Genomic DNA, 15,933 nt, shown 5'->3' on the forward strand with positions numbered 1-15,933 from the left:
CCCTACCGGCCCGTACAGGGGCTCTCACCAGCACGGGAACAAGGACGGACCCGGATTCGTTCCGACACGACGCGCCAAGAGCGGACCCGGATATGCCTTCCGTACTACGACGGGTCATACTTCTCTTTGTGACGAGCGCTGTAGGGACTCAAGGATCGGCAATCACCCAACGCGTGCACTCGCTGAACCGTCCCAATATGGTCAGCGTCGGCACGATCGTGTGGCTGTCGAGTGAACTCATGTTCTTCGCCGGACTGTTTGCGATGTACTTCGTCGCACGCGCCCAGGCGAATGGAATTTGGCCGCCCGAGCCGACGGAGCTGAACCTCGCTCTCGCTGTGCCGGTGACCGCGGTGCTGATCGCATCGTCGTTCACCTGCCAGCTGGGTGTGTTCGCCGCCGAGCGAGGTGACGTCTTCGGACTCCGCCGCTGGTACATCATCACTCTGATGATGGGCACGTTCTTCGTGGCCGGCCAGGCGTACGAGTACTACCACCTGGTGCACGAGGGCACGACGATCTCGAGCAGCGTGTACGGCTCGGTCTTCTACATCACGACCGGCTTCCACGGACTGCACGTGATCGGCGGACTCATCGCCTTCGTCTTCCTGATCACCAGGACGTTGGTCAGCAAGTTCACGCCAGCACAGGCCACCGCCGCCATCGTCGTTTCGTACTACTGGCACTTCGTCGACATCGTCTGGATTGCCCTCTTCGCAACGATCTACTTCATCCGCTAGTGACAGTCAGCACGCCAAAGATAACGAGCGAACGGATTCAGCCCCCGACGTTCGGTCCGTCCCGACACGACAAGGGATAGAAGATGAGTTCATCTCCCCCAGCAGCATCCGACGACAACGCCGCCTCCAAGACGAGACGGCAGCGTAAGACGCGCCGACGCATCACCGGTGCGCTCGTTCTGATGATGGGCCTTCTGAGCGCAGGATTCCTCGCCTCGGCTCTGACGCCGGCTCCGCAGGTCGCAACCGCCGATACCGATTCGGCAGCGCTGATCCGCGAGGGCAAGCAGCTCTACGACACGTCCTGCGTCACGTGCCACGGAGCCAACCTGCAGGGTGTTCAGGATCGCGGACCGAGCCTCATCGGCGTCGGCGAAGCGGCTGTCTACTTCCAGGTGTCGAGCGGCCGCATGCCTGCCGTCCGCAACGAGGCGCAGGCGCTGCGCAAGCCGCCGAAGTTCAACGACAAGCAGATCGATGCGCTGGGTGCCTACATCCAGGCCAACGGTGGCGGACCGACGGTCATCCTCGACGAGAACGGCGAGATCGCTCAGGAGTCACTGCGCGGCGACGACATCGGACGCGGAAGCGAGTTGTTCCGACTCAACTGCGCCTCCTGCCACAACTTCACGGGCCTCGGCGGAGCTCTCTCCTCGGGTAAGTTCGCACCCCCGCTCGGACCCGCGAACGAGCAGGAGATCTACACCGCGATGGTCACGGGTCCTCAGAACATGCCGAAGTTCTCCGATCGCCAGCTGACGCTGGAAGAGAAGTCCGACATCATCGCCTACATCAAGTCGTCCACCGAGACGCTGCCCGCAGGCGGATGGAGCATCGGCGGCTTCGGTCCCGGTACCGAGATGATCGCTATCTGGACGGTCGGCATCATCGCCGTCGTCGGAGCAACTTTGTGGATCGGAGCTAGATCATGACCGACGGCGATTCCGGCCGTAAGGACGCGAACAACGACGAATCCGGACGCAAGGATGCGCCCGGTGCCGAAGGCGTGAACGCGGACAAGAAGTACACCGACGAGGAACTCGCCGCGCTCAGCCGCGACGACCTGGTCAAACTGGGCACCAACCTCGACGGTGTCGACGTCGCTTTCCGCCGCAACCGTTGGGCAGTGGAAGGTACCCGCGCCGAGAAGCGCGCCGAGCGCAGCGTCGCCATCTGGTTCTCGATCGCCGGTCTCGCTGCGGTCGCGTTCATCGGTATCTACCTGTTCTGGCCGTGGCAGTACGCCGGTATCGGCGAAGAGAACTACATTGCCTACTCGCTCTACACCCCGCTCATCGGCGCAACGATGGGTCTGGCGATCCTCGCGGTCGGTGTCGGCGCGGTGCAGTTCACCAAGAAGTTCATCCCCGAAGAGGTCTCCATCCAGGACCGTCACGACGGCGGTTCGTCGGAGACGGACCGCAAGACGCTCGTGGCGGAGCTGGGTGACTCCCTCGACACGTCGACCATCGGTCGTCGCAAGGTGATCAAGCGGTCGCTGGTCTTCGGTGGTGGCGCACTCGGTGTGATGGCGCTTCTCCCCCTGGGCGGCCTGATCAAGAACCCGTGGGCGAAGGGCGAAGATTCGCCGTTGTGGGTATCCGGCTGGACTCCTCGCTACGATGGAGAGACCATCTACCTCCGACGAGACACCGGGCGACCGGAAGATGTCGTTCTCGTTCGGCCCGAGGACTTGGACGCTGGTGCCATGGAGACCGTCTTCCCGTTCCGCGAAGCGGATCGCGAGAGCGAGCACGACCTGCTCGTATCCCTGCGTGGTGTTCGCAACTCGGTCATGCTCATCCGCCTTCGCCCGGACGCCGCCAGCAACGTCGTCAAGCGCAAGGGTCAAGAAAGCTTCAACTACGGCGATTACTTCGCCTACTCCAAGATCTGCACGCACCTGGGTTGCCCGACATCGTTGTACGAGCAGCAGACCAACCGAATTCTCTGCCCTTGCCACCAGTCGCAGTTCAACGCGCTCGAGTACGGCAAGCCGATCTTCGGACCGGCTGCGCGTGCGCTGCCCCAACTTCCCATCACTGTCAACGAAGAGGGATTCCTCGTCGCTTCGGGAGACTTCACCGAAGCACTGGGACCCGCCTTCTGGGAACGTCGTCCGGAGCGTGACTCATGAGTACATTGCAAAACCTCGCCGCCAAGCAGGCCGACGGCGTAGACAGTCGCTATCACCTGGCACCTGGGCTACGGCGCCAGATCAACAAGGTGTTCCCCACCCACTGGTCCTTCCTGCTCGGTGAGATCGCGCTGTACAGCTTCGTGATCTTGCTGATCTCGGGCGTGTTCCTCACCCTGTTCTTCGACCCCTCGCTCAGCGAGGTCGTGTACGACGGTGCGTACACCCCGCTCAACGGTGTGACGATGTCCAGGGCGTACGCAACGGCTCTCGACATCACGTTCGAGGTTCGCGGCGGTCTGTTCATGCGACAGATTCACCACTGGGCGGCTCTGATGTTCGCCGCCTCGATCATCGTGCACATGATGCGCATCTTCTTCACCGGCGCGTTCCGTCGCCCGCGTGAGGCCAACTGGGTCATCGGCTGCCTGTTGCTCATCCTCGCGATGTTCGAGGGCTTCTTCGGCTACTCGCTGCCCGACGATCTGCTCTCCGGCACCGGCCTCCGCGCCGCACTGGGTGGCATCACGATGAGCATCCCGATCATCGGTACGTGGATGCACTGGCTCATCTTCGACGGCGACTTCCCCGGCACGATCATCATCCCGCGCCTGTACGTCGCTCACGTTCTTCTGCTGCCGGCAATCATCCTGGCCCTGATCGCGGCCCACTTGGCTCTGGTCTGGTACCAGAAGCACACCCAGTTCCCCGGACCGGGCCGCACGGAACAGAACGTCGTCGGCGTTCGTATTCTCCCGGTCTTCGCAGTCAAGTCCGGTGCCTTCTTCGCCGTCACCTTCGGCATCCTGGCAGCAATGGGCGGACTGCTCCAGATCAACCCGATCTGGAATCTCGGACCGTACAACCCGTCGCAAGTGTCGGCCGGTGTGCAGCCCGACTTCTACCTGATGTGGACCGACGGCATGGCCCGTCTGTGGCCTGCCTGGGAGATATACATCGCTGGGCGCTACACCATCCCGGCAGTGTTCTGGGTGGCAGTGATCATGGGTCTCGTCTTCTCCGTGATGATCGCCTACCCCTGGATCGAGAAGCGTCTCACCGGAGACACTGCGCATCACAACCTGTTGCAGCGTCCCCGCGACGTTCCGGTGCGTACCGCGATCGGCGCGATGGCTCTCACCTTCTACGTGATCCTCACGCTCTCGTGCATCAACGACCTCATCGCGTACAAGTTCGACATCTCGCTCAACGCGATGACGTGGATCGGTCGTATCGGAATTCTCACCATGCCTCCGCTCGCCTACTTCATCGCGTACCGATTCTGCATCGGATTGCAGCGCAGTGACCGGGCAGTTCTCGAGCACGGCATCGAAACCGGAATCATCAAGCGCCTCCCGCACGGCCAGTACGTGGAAATCCACCAGCCGCTCGGACCGGTCGACGATCACGGACACCCGATCCCCCTCGACTACCAGGGCGCACCCGTACCGAAGAAGATGAACAAGCTCGGCTCGGCCGGAAAGCCTGGCTCGGGATCGCTGTTCAGTCCGGATCCGGTGGCACAGAGCAAGGCTCTCGAAGATGCCCTGCACAAGGGTGAACACGAGCAGCTCACGATGCTCCGCAACTACCAGGCGGGCATTCACGGCAACGGCCACTCGAACGGGAACGGTCACTCGAACGGCAACGGCCACTCGAACGGCCATGCCAATGGCAATGGCCACGCGAACGGCAACGGCAATGGACTCCATGCGGACGAGGACGCTGCTATTGCTTCGGGTCGAAGTGACAACGACAGAGAACACTGACATCTGACAGAGTCCGAAAGAGGGCGACACCGGCAACGGTGTCGCCCTTTTTTCTTGTCTGCCGACACCATCCGGACCCACAGCCGGGGCTCGCTGTCCTGAGCACGACGGCTGAGGATCCGCGAGAGTCCCGGGCGGCCCTCCCCTCCCCCACCGGCGGACGACCCACTCGCTGTATCGGCCGATCTCGGCGCGCGGGTTCTCGACGAACCGGTATTACTATCGGTCTCATGGTCCGCATTCCCCTCACCCCCGGCGAACTCGCCCGAGGTGCCAGGCTAGGCTCTGCGCTCCGTCTTGCCCGTGGTGGCCGAACCATGACCGAGGTTGCCGACAAGGCCGGCATCTCGGTCGAAACTCTGAGGAAGATCGAGACCGGCCGGATTCCGACGCCGGCGTTCTTCACCGTCGCCGCATTGTGCGGTGCGCTGGACATCTCCCTCGACTCGCTTGCCGATTCGACGTCCTGTTCCGGTCGGACCCACTCGGAGGCCGACGTCTCCTGACTGTCCCCTGTGGTGCACCTCCCGCTTACACCTCCCGAGTTCATAGCTCCGTCGACGTCACAGCCGCCGTGAGCCGAGCATCCGGACCGGCCTGTGCGTGTACAACAGACAAGGGCCCTGATCGTTCGTGAGAACGACCAGGGCCCTTGTCGGGTGGAGCTGGTGGAGTCAGTGGCGCTCGGCACCTACGTGGTACTCGAAGACCAAACCTGCGGCCGCGGCGATGACACAGAAGACGCCCAGAGCGATGAGCCACGGCTGGAAGAAGGCAAAGCCGATGGCAGTGACGGCTGCAAAGGCTGCCAGCACGATCGGCCAGAAGCTGCCGGGGCTGAAGAAGCCCAGGTCGCCTGCACCGTCGCTCACCTCGGCGTCGTCGAAGTCTTCCGGGCGCGTATCGAGGCGTCGGGCGACGAACCTGAAGTAGGTGCCGATGATCAGCGTCAGACCCACCGACAGGAAGATCGCGGTGACTCCGGCCCACTCCACTCCTGTGCGGCTCAGGCCCGTGAACAACGTGTACACGATGCCGACCAGGAGGAAGAAGACAGTGAGGATTTCGAAGATCTTGGCTTCGATTTTCATATCAGCATGCTTCCTTGGTCAGTTGCCTTCAGCGACAGCGGCTGTTCGGAGGGTGCGGTCGGTAGAGAACGGCGAGGTGCTCGTTGCGAGGGGGCTTTCGCCGATGGCTTCGAGTGCCTGCGCATTGGTCAGTGCATCTCCGCCCTCGGACAGGGGCTTGCGCAGCTCGATGTACTGCTCGAACCGCTCCGGAGACACTGCACGAACCTCGAAGTTCATCATCGAGTGGAAAGTGCCGCACATCTCGGTGCACCGTCCGACGAAGGAGCCTTCGCGTTCGATCTCGCTGATCTGGAAGACGTTGTCGGAGTGGTTCTCCTCGGGGTTCGGGAGGACGTCGCGCTTGAACAGGAATTCCGGAACCCAGAATCCGTGGATGACGTCCGAGGACGCGAGCACGAACTCGATGCGCTTGCCGGTCGGCAGAACCAGAACCGGGATCTCGTCGCTGGATCCGACCGTTTCGATCTTGTTGTAGTGCAGGTACGACAGATCCTGCGTGGAAGCACCGTTGATCGGTCCCGGAACGAATTCGCCGTCCTCGCTGCCCTCGGCACCTTCGCCCGGGGTTGCCGCGGCCTCGGCTGCAGCCTGCTCTTCCTCGTCGGTGCCCTCGTACTTGGCGGCACCGTCCTTGAGGTCGATGGTCCGGTATCCGAACTTCCAGTTCCACTGGTAAGCGGTGACATCCACCTGGACATCGGGATCTGCCTGCTTCTCGTCGACGTAGTTCTGCACCACGACCGTGAAGTAGAACAGCACCGCGATGATCACGAACGGAACCGCCGTGTAGAACAGCTCGAGCGGAACGTTGTACGCCGTCTGGCGAGGGAACTCCGGTGAGCTCTTCTTCTTACGATGGAACAGCACCACCCAGAAGATGAGAACCCACACGATGATGCCCATGACCAGGGCTGCAATGACCGACCACGTCCACAGGTCGCCGATGCGTCGCCCCTGAGGGGTGACGCCCGAGGCGAAACCGAAATTGAGTACGTTGTCGCTGCTGATGGAACAGCCCGACAGCATCAACGCGGCTACACCGAGAAATGCTGTCAGCCCCGCTCGCCGAAGGATCCGACTCTGCGCCACGTTCACGCCTTCCTGATTGCCCACCACTGAAGAATAAGGGCTTCCACATGGAGATGCCCGAGTACTACGCAGCGTAGACCAAAGCCGGAGGAGAACCACCCTTGGGTCGTTACCTACGTCCGAGCGTGTCTGCGGCATACTCGGATCCTGATCTACAGTCCCGCTGACGACGCTCGCGGAGACCAGGACCCCTGCACTGTCCCCAACTGCGAGAAGAGGTAGCAGACGCCGTGTGTGGACTGCTCGGAGTACTCACGTCTCACGGAACGACCGCCGCCGGAGTCGAACTCGTCGCTTCGGCGACCCATTGCATGCGACACCGCGGCCCGGACGAGCCCGGTGGCACCTGGCACGACGACGACGTCGTCTTTGGCTTCAATCGGTTGTCCTTCATCGATATCGAACACTCGCATCAGCCGATGCGTTGGGGTCCGCCGGAGTCGCCGAACCGGTATGCGCTCGTCTTCAACGGCGAGATCTACAACTATCTGGAACTGCGCGCAGAACTGGCACGCGACCACGGTGCCGAGTTCAGCACCGAGGGCGACAGCGAGTCCATCGTCGCAGCGTTTCACTACTGGGGTGCTGCCGCTGTGGAGCGGCTTCGGGGCATGTTCGCATTCGCCGTCTGGGACACCGAGACCCGTGAGATGTTCGTCGCTCGCGATCCGTTCGGCATCAAGCCGCTGTTCCTGGCCACCGGTCCGGGTGGCACCGCGTTCGGTAGTGAGAAGAAGAGCGTGCTCGAGCTGATGGAGTTGCTCGGTGTCGACACCGATCTCGACCCGCGCGCCATCGAGCACTACACCGTTCTGCAGTACGTCCCCGAGCCCGAGACCCTGCACGCAGGCGTTCGGCGGCTCGAGTCCGGTTGCTACGCCACCCTGTCCCCCGGTACGACGCCGAAGATCACCCGCTACTTCACACCGAAGTTCCCGGTGCAGCCGTTCACGCCGGGCACCGAGAAGGCGCGGTACCAGGAAATCGCCGAGGCACTCGAAGATTCGGTGGCCAAACACATGCGCGCCGACGTCACCGTCGGCTCGTTCCTGTCCGGCGGCATCGATTCGACGGCCATCGCAGCTCTGGCGATTCGCCACAATCCCGACCTGATCACGTTCACCACCGGATTCGAGCGCGAGGGCTACTCCGAGGTCGACGTGGCGGCGGAGTCCGCGGCCGCCATCGGAGCGAAGCACATCGTGAAGGTCGTGGGGCCCGAAGAATTTGCGGCATCCATTCCCGAGATCGTCTGGTATCTGGACGATCCTGTGGCCGACCCCGCCTTGGTGCCGCTGTACTTCGTCGCCAAGGAAGCACGCAAGCACGTGAAGGTCGTGCTGTCCGGTGAAGGTGCGGACGAATTGTTCGGCGGATACACCATCTACCGCGAACCGCTGTCGTTGAAGCCGTTCGAGTCGCTGCCCGCCTTCCTTCGACGAGCGGCCGGCTCGTTGTCCGAGCGAATCCCGGAGGGCACGCGCGGCAAGAGCCTGCTCAACCGCGGATCGATGACCCTCGAAGAGCGGTACTACGGCAACGCTCGCAGTTTCAACGACGCGCAGTTGCGCTCGGTGTTGCGCGAGTTCCGGTCCGAATGGACCCATCAGGACGTCACCGCCCCGATCTACGCACAGTCGCAGGGATGGGATCCGGTGGCTCGTATGCAGCATCTGGATCTGTTCACCTGGTTGCGTGGCGACATTCTGGTCAAGGCCGACAAGATCACCATGGCGAACTCACTCGAGCTGCGAGTCCCGTTCCTGGACTCCGAGGTCTACAAGGTTGCCGAAAAGCTCCCACTCGAGCAGAAGATCACCAAGAGCACCACCAAGTACGCTCTGCGTCAGGCGCTCGAGGGAATCGTTCCCGGTCATGTCCTGCACCGTGCCAAGCTGGGATTCCCGGTGCCACTGCGCCATTGGCTCCGCGGCACGGAACTCTTCGACTGGGCGCACCAGCAGATCGCCGATTCGCAGACCGATCACCTGCTGAACAAGGCAGCCGTCGTTGCAATGCTCGACGACCACCGCGCCGGCCGGTCCGATCACAGCCGTCGACTGTGGACCCTGCTGATCTTCATGGTGTGGCACGGGATCTTCGTGGAAAAACGCATCGTGCCGCAGATCGCCGAACCGGAGTACCCGGTCAACGTCTGATCGAGGTCACCTCGCCGCCCCGATGGCTCGGGGCGGCGAGATCGGCATCAGACGGGGAGCAATGCCCCGATCTCCTCGCCCGCGTCGGCACCGTACGCCGCGGTCAGACGTTTGATCGCGTCGTCGCGATTGAGCTCCCACTCCTGAGTGCCGGTGGTCTCCAGCACCAGCACGGCAACGAGCGAACCGAGTTGCGCTGCGCGTTCGATACTGGCTCCGGCCATGTGTGCCGTGAGAAAACCTGCCCGGAAGCCATCGCCGACGCCGGTCGGGTCGACCTTGCTCGTCTCGGGCACGACGCCGATGTGGGTGTGTTCGCCGCCCTTGGCCACGATGTCGACGCCGCGCTTACCCAGGGTGGTGACACGCAGCTCCACCTTCGCAGCGATGTCCGCGTCGGACATGCCGGTCTTCTGCTTCAGCAGTGCCCATTCGTACTCGTTGGTGAACAGGTACGCGGCACCGTCGATCAAGTCGGTCGCCTGCGCTGCGTCGAGCCGGGCGAGCTGCTGCGACGGGTCGGCCGCGAACGGGATACCCGCAGCGCGGCACTGGGACGTGTGCGCTGTCATGGTGTCGGGGTCGTTCGCGCCGATCAGAACCAGGTCCATCTCGTGCTGCGCCGCGAGCGTCTCGATGGAAATATCACGGGCCTCGCTCATCGCTCCGGGGTAGAAGGACGCGATCTGCGCCATGTCCTCGTCCGTGGTGCAGACGAAGCGGGCGGTGTGCGCGGTAGCGGACACGCTCACACCACTGCAGTCGACGCCGTGCTCCTCGAGCCAGGTCCGGTATTCGGCGAAGTCCGGTCCCACGGCCCCGACGAGAAGAGGCGCACCGCCGAGAACTCCGAGTGCGTACGCGATGTTTCCGCCGACGCCTCCCTTGCGAATCACCAGATCGTCGACCAGGAAGCTGAGCGAGATGTTCGAGAGCTGGTCGGCGACTATCTGCTCGGCGAACCGTCCGGAGAATCGCATCAGATGGTCGGTCGCTATCGAGCCGGATACCGCGAGAGTCACGAAGGAGGGCCTTTCGGTTCTTGAGTGCTGGAGAGCTGCTGGGCAGACACGGCTGTGACCGATACACGCACGCGTGTACCGGTCACAGTCGAGTACGAGTCAGCTCAGTTGAACGAGTCGCCGCACGCGCACGATCCCGTGGCGTTCGGGTTGTCGATCGTGAAGCCCTGCTTCTCGATCGTGTCCACGAAGTCGATGGATGCACCCTCCACGTACGGGGCGCTCATCCGGTCCACTGCGAGCGTGACGCCGTTGAAGTCGACCGCGAGGTCGCCGTCGAGGCTTCGGTCGTCGAAGAAGAGCTGGTAGCGCAGTCCTGCGCAACCACCTGGCTGCACCGCGATGCGCAGCGCGAGGTCGTCGCGGCCTTCTTGGTCCAGCAACGCCTTGGCCTTGGTCGACGCGGTCTCCGTCATGGTGACCTTGTGCGCTGTGGTTTCGGTCGTTGTGGCCTCGTTCGAGACGGTCATGGGCTCTCCCTATCAGTCGTACAAACCCGTGAACTACTCAACCGTACTCCCGGTGGCTCTATTCCTCACGCTCGCCGCCTCGGTTGTACGGCAGTGTCGTCCACGTCGGCCGCTACGCGCGCGGCCAGCTGTTCGAGCTGGTTCGCCGCGTCGGACATCGCCAGCTCCACCGATCCTGCGAACTCACTGATCGAGTGCGCAGCGGAGATACCCGCCGATTCCAGTTCGTCCTCGGACAATGTGACCTGTCCCGCGAGCACGATCGTGTCGATACCGGTCGCGCCGCCCGCGGCAGCGATTCTCGTCACCAGCTTGCCCCGCAGCGATTGCGAGTCGAATTTGCCCTCACCGGTGAGCACCAGGTCGACGGAGTCCAACAGTTCTTGCTGGCCGGTCCGCTCGGCCACGACAGCCGCCCCGGGCTGCTGCCTGCCGCCCAGTGCGAACAACGCCGCCCCGAGACCACCGGCGGCCCCGGCACCCGGCCGGTCCGCCACGTCGTGACCCGCGGCGGACAGGACCGCCGCCCAGTCGGCGTTCAGCTCCTCGAGCCGAGCAACGGTCTCTGCGTCGGCGCCCTTCTGTGGACCGAAGACTCGGGCTGCACCGGCGTCGCCCAGCAGCGGATTCTCCACGTCCGACGCGGCGACGAGGTCGATGTCGGACAACCGGGCGACTGCCGATCCGAGTCCGCCCAGCGCACGAATCATCGCGCGGCCACCGTCGCTGCAGCTACTTCCGCCGAGTCCGACGAATATCGTTTCGGCTCCGCTGTCCAGTGCCGCGCCGAGCAACTGACCGACGCCGTAGCTGCTCGCCTTCGATGCGGACAGTGGGGTGGGCGGTCCGTCGAGCAGATGCAGTCCGCAGGCCTGAGCCGATTCGATGTATGCCGCCGTGCCGTCGAGCAGCCATTCGGCTCGGACCGGGTTACCGAGCGGCCCGTCCACATCCGCGAACTGCGCGGTGCCGATGCGGGAAGCCAGTACTTCGACGAAGCCGGGGCCACCGTCGGATTGAGGGGCGAGTTCGAGCTCGTCGGTCTCCCGAACCGACGCCCATCCCCTGGCGATGGCGTCGGCCGCGGCCGCGGCAGTCAGGGTGTCTCCGAACGAATCCGGCGCAATCATCACTCGCATCGTCGGAAGTCTAGGGCTGCAGCGACGGAACGGCATCCGCTGTTTCGTCGCTGACCTGGCCGGTGTTCGAATCCGACGAGCCATCCCATACTCTGAGTGCGTGAAGCTGCTACGCCGTGGAAACTCTGACAATTCGGACGGAAACGACTCGAACGAATCCGAGTCGACGACGGCCGGGAGCGACGCGACCTCTTCGGTGTCTCTCGGTAAGGGCCGACCGACCCCCAAGCGTCGTGACGCCGAGGCGCGGCGTCGTGGACCGGTTGCTCCTGCTCCGCTGACGAGCAAAGAGGCACGCGAGCGCCGCAAGGCGAACAAGGGCAGCAAGGAAGACCGCAAGGCCGCCTCCAACGAGCGACGCGCCGCCGCAGCCGAGCGTCGCGCACGCATGCTCGCGGGCGACGACAAGTACCTGCTCCCCCGCGACAAGGGTCCGGTCCGCGCATACGTGCGCGACATCGTCGACGCGCGGCGCAACCTCGTCGGACTGTTCATGCCGCTCGCGTTGATCTTGATCTTCGCGTTGTTCCTGCAGCCTCAGGTGCAGCAGTACGTCACCCTCGGCATGTTCGTGATGATGCTCTTCATGGTCGGTGAGGGCATCTACCTCGGCAAGATGATCAACAACAAGATCCGGGTGCGGTTCCCCGAGACCACCGACGGTGGTTTCAAGATCGGGTGGTACGCATTCGTCCGCGCGTCCCAGATCCGCAAGATGCGCGCCCCCAAGCCGCGAGTCAGCGCCGGCGAGGCCGTCTGACGTCGGTGGGCGTACCGACTCGAACTCTCGTGCTCGGTGGGGCCAGATCCGGCAAGTCCGGGCACGCCGAATCGCTTGCCGTTCTCGAGCCGGTTCGCTACCTCGCCACCGGTAGGCGGGACGCCACCGACGAGGACTGGCAACGCCGTATCGACCTTCATCGCGCGTCGAGACCCAATCACTGGTCCACCGTCGAAACCGTCACGTCACTGGCCGGTGTCATCGCGCAGCCGTGGGACGGCACCACCGTCGTCGACGACCTCGGAACGTGGCTGACGGGAATGCTCGACGACGCGCAGGCCTGGGAGCTCCCCCGCGGCACCGTCGCACCGGCAGTCGACGACCTGGTCGGGGCGATCGCGCGATGCGCGTCGCCTCTCGTACTCGTCAGCCCCGAGGTCGGCCTGTCCGTGGTGCCCGAATCCCGTTCCGGTCGCCTCTTCCGAGACGAGCTGGGCTTGCTCAATTCTCGGCTCGCGACAGTGTGTGACAGGGTTCTGCTGGTCGTTGCGGGACTCGCGCTGACCCTCAAGGAACCTCCGGCGGACTTCACAACCGCGAAAGGCACAGTGTGACAATTCTTTCGGAAGAGGATTCGGCGACGCCGTTTCGTCCGGTGACGGCTCCGTCGGACTCGGCTCGATCGGCTGCGGCGGACCGGCAACGGGAATTGACCAAGCCCGCCGGCAGCCTCGGTCGCCTCGAGACGCTCGGTGAGTGGATCGCGGCCTGCCAGGACGCCTGCCCGCCGCGGTCTCTCGAACGAGTGCGTGTCGTCGTCTTCGCCGGCGATCACGGCGTCGCTGCGCACGGGGTCTCCGCCTACCCTCCCGAGGTCACGGCCCAGATGGTCGAGAACATCCGCGCCGGCGGTGCCGCGGTGACTGTGCTCGCCGATATCGCCGGTGCGGCGGTTCGGGTCGTCGACATCGCAGTCGACGCCGATACCGATTCTTCCGTGTCCGCGTTCAAGATTCGACGGTCCAGCGGATCCATCGACCGCGAGGACGCGCTGACCGAGGACGAGGTTCGGGCCGCCGTCGCTGCCGGAGCCGCCATCGCCGACGAGGAAGTCGACGCCGGCGCGGATCTTCTCATCGCAGGCGACATGGGCATCGGAAACACCACTCCTGCAACGGTTTTGATCGCCACCCTGACCGACACCGAACCGGTTGCCGCTGTCGGCCGCGGCACCGGAATCGACGATGCGGGGTGGATCAGGAAGACCGCGGCGATCCGGGATGCGATGCGTAGGGCTCGTCCGGTCGCGAAGAACCCCACCGACCTGCTCCGGGTCGCGGGCGGTGCCGACATCGCGGCTCTCGCCGGCTTTCTCGCCCAGGCTGCGCATCGGCGAACCCCGGTGATTCTGGACGGCCTCGTGGTGACCGCGGCCGCTCTGGTGGCCGAGGATGCAGCGGCCGGAGCGCGCAACTGGTGGGTGGCCGGACATCGTTCGGCCGAGCCTGCCCATTCACTTGCGTTGCGGCACTTGCGTCTCGAACCGCTCGTGGAGCTCGAGATGCGTCTCGGCGAGGGCTCGGGTGCGCTGGCGGCGTTGCCTCTGGTTCGTGCGGGTGTCGGCACCCTGAATTCGATGGCGACCTTCGCCGACGCCGGGGTCAGCACCGGCGACAGCGAAGGCCACAGCAGTACCGAAAATCCCTGACCGTGAGCAGGCGCGCCGATGGAGTATTGCTCGCGTTCTCCTGGCTGACGGTACTGCCCGTGCGCGGCCCGGAGAACGTCGACAGACACTCCGCGGGCCGCGCGATCGCGTTCGCGCCGCTCGTCGGCCTCGCCCTCGGTGGCATCTCCGCCGCGCTGCTGTGGGTGTCGATCGCGGCCGGACTGTCGCCGCTGCTCGGCGGACTGATCGCCGTCGGCGCCTCGGCATTGCTCACCCGGGGTATGCATCTCGACGGCTTGGCCGACACCGCAGACGGACTTGGCTGCTACGGGCCTCCCGAGCGCGCGCGAGAAGTCATGAAATCCGGCAGTGCAGGCCCGTTCGGTGTGGCAGCACTCGTTCTGGTGTTGGGGATACAGGCCGCAAGCCTGGGCCAGCTCGCGCAGTTGCACATGTGGTGGGCCATCGTGTGCGTCTCGGTGATCGCACGGGTGTCGGCAGTGGTCGCGTGCCGCCGAGGGATCGACGCGGCGACACCGAGCGGCTTCGGCGCGCTGGTGGCAGGCACTCAGTCGACCGCGGTGGTGGCGTTGTGGACAGGCGTGGCAACGGCCATGTTCACGTACATTTTGCCCGACCGACCGTGGCAGGGAGCGCTGGTGGTGATCGCCGCACTCGCCGTCGCGGTGATTCTCACTCGTCACTGCGTCCGACGCTTCGGCGGGCTCTCCGGCGACGTGCTCGGAGCCGGAATCGAGACCACCACCGCACTGGCCGCGGTCGGCCTGCTCCTGGGGAGCTAGCGGAGCGTGGTCATCCAGCCGTGAGTATCGGCGAACGTTCCGCGCTGAATGCCGGTGAGCGTGTCACGTAGTGCGAGAGTGATCTCGCCGGGCTCACCGCCTGCGATCTCGAACGTGCCCTCGGTGGACTTGACGCTGCCCACCGGTGTGATGACGGCTGCTGTGCCGCAGGCGAACACCTCGGTGATCTCGCCGGAGTCGGCACCCTTGCGCCACTCCTCGGTGGAGATCCGCCGCTCTTCGACGGGGATGCCTGCGTCGGTCGCCAGGGCCAGCAGCGAGTCGCGGGTGATGCCGGGCAGAAGCGATCCGGACAGCGACGGGGTCACCAGGCGTGCATCGGAGCCCGAGCCGAAGACGAAGAACAGGTTCATACCGCCCATTTCCTCGACGTAGCGGCGCTCGGTGGCGTCGAGCCAGACCACCTGATCGCATCCCTCGTCGCTGGCCTGTGCTTGCGCCAGAAGCGATGCGGCGTAGTTGCCGGCGAATTTCGCCGCACCGGTCCCGCCCGGCGCCGCCCGGACGTATTCGGTGGACAGCCAGACGCTCACCGGCTTGACGCCTCGAGGGAAGTACGCGCCGGCGGGCGAGGCGATCAACATGTAGCGGTACGAGTCGGCGGGGCGCACGCCCAGCCCGGCCTCGGTGGAGAACATGTACGGCCGGACGTACAGCGCGTCTTCGCCGCCTGCTGCGGGGACCCACTCGTGGTCGAATTCGAGAAGCTTCTCGATCGATCCGATGAACAGCTCGTCCGGCAACTCCGGCATCGCCAGGCGGCGGGCGGACGAGCGGAAGCGCTCGGCGTTGGAGTGCACCCGGAAGGTCGAGAGGTCGCCGTTCGGCTGACGGTAGATCTTGAGTCCCTCGAAGATGGCCTGGCCGTAGTGCAGCACCATCGCGGCCGGGTCGAGCTCGATCGGTCCGTAGGGCGCGATCGTCGCATCGTGCCATCCGCCGTCACGGGTGTAGTCGATGTACACCATGTGGTCGGTGAAGTGCTTTCCGAAACCGGGTGCAGCGAGCACCGCGTCGCGCTCCACCGGAGTGGCGGGAGAAGGATGCTGCACGTACGCGAACTCGGAAACACCTGTCATGCCGGAGATACTATCGTCAAG

The 15,933-nt window shown here is 64.5% G+C and carries 16 protein-coding genes; 10 read left to right on the forward strand and 6 right to left on the reverse strand.

What is annotated here, in order from left to right; all coding sequences use genetic code 11:
• Positions 1–128: 128 nt before the first annotated feature.
• From ctaE to CH274_RS12775, 5 genes are all read left to right on the forward strand, one after another.
• Complete coding sequence (gene ctaE, locus CH274_RS12755; RefSeq protein WP_032394410.1) at positions 129–740, forward strand: aa3-type cytochrome oxidase subunit III; 612 nt, start codon at positions 129–131, stop codon at positions 738–740.
• 83 nt (positions 741–823) lie between these two features.
• Complete coding sequence (qcrC, locus tag CH274_RS12760) at positions 824–1,672, forward strand: cytochrome bc1 complex diheme cytochrome c subunit (protein ID WP_032394411.1); 849 nt, start codon at positions 824–826, stop codon at positions 1,670–1,672.
• The gene (gene qcrA / locus CH274_RS12765; protein ID WP_230596647.1) at positions 1,669–2,877 is read left to right on the forward strand and encodes a cytochrome bc1 complex Rieske iron-sulfur subunit; all 1,209 of its coding nucleotides are present in this window, start codon (positions 1,669–1,671) and stop codon (positions 2,875–2,877) included. Before qcrC ends, qcrA begins: the two co-directional genes overlap by 4 nt.
• Positions 2,874–4,646 (forward strand): cytochrome bc1 complex cytochrome b subunit, encoded by a 1,773-nt coding sequence (gene qcrB, locus CH274_RS12770; protein WP_094657647.1) that lies wholly within the window; start codon positions 2,874–2,876, stop codon positions 4,644–4,646. The genes qcrA and qcrB overlap by 4 nt, the downstream gene beginning before the upstream one ends.
• A 230-nt stretch (positions 4,647–4,876) precedes the next feature.
• The gene (locus CH274_RS12775) at positions 4,877–5,152 is read left to right on the forward strand and encodes a helix-turn-helix domain-containing protein (RefSeq protein ID WP_032394413.1); all 276 of its coding nucleotides are present in this window, start codon (positions 4,877–4,879) and stop codon (positions 5,150–5,152) included.
• Between the two features lie 168 nt (positions 5,153–5,320).
• Here CH274_RS12775 and CH274_RS12780 read toward each other — a convergent pair whose 3' ends face one another.
• Together CH274_RS12780 and ctaC are read right to left on the reverse strand one after the other, a co-directional pair.
• On the reverse strand, positions 5,321–5,737 hold the full coding sequence (locus CH274_RS12780) for a cytochrome c oxidase subunit 4 (RefSeq protein ID WP_032394414.1): 417 nt from the start codon (positions 5,735–5,737) through the stop codon (positions 5,321–5,323).
• 18 nt (positions 5,738–5,755) lie between these two features.
• On the reverse strand, positions 5,756–6,835 hold the full coding sequence (gene ctaC / locus CH274_RS12785; RefSeq protein ID WP_032394712.1) for an aa3-type cytochrome oxidase subunit II: 1,080 nt from the start codon (positions 6,833–6,835) through the stop codon (positions 5,756–5,758).
• A gap of 224 nt (positions 6,836–7,059) precedes the next feature.
• On the opposite strand from ctaC, the gene asnB reads away from it, so the two are divergent.
• Positions 7,060–8,988: an asparagine synthase (glutamine-hydrolyzing) gene (gene asnB / locus CH274_RS12790; protein ID WP_094657648.1), complete on the forward strand. Its 1,929-nt coding sequence runs from the start codon at positions 7,060–7,062 to the stop codon at positions 8,986–8,988.
• 47 nt (positions 8,989–9,035) lie between these two features.
• Here asnB and CH274_RS12795 read toward each other — a convergent pair whose 3' ends face one another.
• The 3 genes from CH274_RS12795 to CH274_RS12805 form a co-directional block, all read right to left on the reverse strand.
• Positions 9,036–10,010, reverse strand: coding sequence for a carbohydrate kinase family protein (locus CH274_RS12795; RefSeq protein ID WP_094657649.1), 975 nt, complete (start codon positions 10,008–10,010; stop codon positions 9,036–9,038).
• A 104-nt stretch (positions 10,011–10,114) separates the two neighbouring features.
• Entirely contained in the window at positions 10,115–10,480 is a 366-nt protein-coding gene (locus tag CH274_RS12800) for a HesB/IscA family protein (RefSeq protein WP_032394417.1), read from the reverse strand.
• A 65-nt stretch (positions 10,481–10,545) separates the two neighbouring features.
• On the reverse strand, positions 10,546–11,619 hold the full coding sequence (locus CH274_RS12805) for a glycerate kinase family protein (RefSeq protein ID WP_094657650.1): 1,074 nt from the start codon (positions 11,617–11,619) through the stop codon (positions 10,546–10,548).
• 100 nt (positions 11,620–11,719) lie between these two features.
• Between CH274_RS12805 and CH274_RS12810 the strand changes: the two genes are divergently transcribed.
• The 4 genes from CH274_RS12810 to CH274_RS12825 are packed head-to-tail and all read left to right on the forward strand — an operon-like array spanning position 11,720 to position 14,812.
• A complete protein-coding gene (locus CH274_RS12810) occupies positions 11,720–12,379 on the forward strand; it encodes a DUF3043 domain-containing protein (RefSeq protein ID WP_032394419.1) in 660 nt (219 codons plus the stop codon).
• A gap of 5 nt (positions 12,380–12,384) precedes the next feature.
• A complete protein-coding gene (gene cobU / locus CH274_RS12815) occupies positions 12,385–12,954 on the forward strand; it encodes a bifunctional adenosylcobinamide kinase/adenosylcobinamide-phosphate guanylyltransferase (protein ID WP_094657651.1) in 570 nt (189 codons plus the stop codon).
• A gap of 2 nt (positions 12,955–12,956) precedes the next feature.
• Positions 12,957–14,048: a nicotinate-nucleotide--dimethylbenzimidazole phosphoribosyltransferase gene (gene cobT / locus CH274_RS12820; RefSeq protein ID WP_373453930.1), complete on the forward strand. Its 1,092-nt coding sequence runs from the start codon at positions 12,957–12,959 to the stop codon at positions 14,046–14,048.
• A gap of 2 nt (positions 14,049–14,050) precedes the next feature.
• Positions 14,051–14,812, forward strand: a complete 762-nt coding sequence (locus CH274_RS12825) for an adenosylcobinamide-GDP ribazoletransferase (RefSeq protein ID WP_094657653.1) — start codon at positions 14,051–14,053, stop codon at positions 14,810–14,812.
• Here CH274_RS12825 and CH274_RS12830 read toward each other — a convergent pair.
• Positions 14,809–15,912: a branched-chain amino acid aminotransferase gene (locus CH274_RS12830; RefSeq protein WP_032394421.1), complete on the reverse strand. Its 1,104-nt coding sequence runs from the start codon at positions 15,910–15,912 to the stop codon at positions 14,809–14,811. The two genes, CH274_RS12825 and CH274_RS12830, sit on opposite strands and share 4 nt — an antisense overlap.
• Between the last annotated feature and the right edge of the window lie 21 nt (positions 15,913–15,933).

Origin of the sequence: Rhodococcus sp. 06-418-5 (genome assembly GCF_002258285.1) — a bacterium.
Classification (GTDB): domain Bacteria; phylum Actinomycetota; class Actinomycetes; order Mycobacteriales; family Mycobacteriaceae; genus Rhodococcoides.

Coding starts and splice junctions, on each gene's coding strand:
- qcrC (WP_032394411.1), top strand. CDS start 824: ATGAGTTCATCTCCCCCAGCAGCATCCGACGACAACGCCGCCTCCAAG.
- qcrA (WP_230596647.1), top strand. CDS start 1,669: ATGACCGACGGCGATTCCGGCCGTAAGGACGCGAACAACGACGAATCC.
- qcrB (WP_094657647.1), top strand. CDS start 2,874: ATGAGTACATTGCAAAACCTCGCCGCCAAGCAGGCCGACGGCGTAGAC.
- CH274_RS12775 (WP_032394413.1), top strand. CDS start 4,877: ATGGTCCGCATTCCCCTCACCCCCGGCGAACTCGCCCGAGGTGCCAGG.
- CH274_RS12780 (WP_032394414.1), bottom strand. CDS start 5,737: ATGAAAATCGAAGCCAAGATCTTCGAAATCCTCACTGTCTTCTTCCTC.
- CH274_RS12800 (WP_032394417.1), bottom strand. CDS start 10,480: ATGACCGTCTCGAACGAGGCCACAACGACCGAAACCACAGCGCACAAG.
- CH274_RS12805 (WP_094657650.1), bottom strand. CDS start 11,619: ATGCGAGTGATGATTGCGCCGGATTCGTTCGGAGACACCCTGACTGCC.
- CH274_RS12830 (WP_032394421.1), bottom strand. CDS start 15,912: ATGACAGGTGTTTCCGAGTTCGCGTACGTGCAGCATCCTTCTCCCGCC.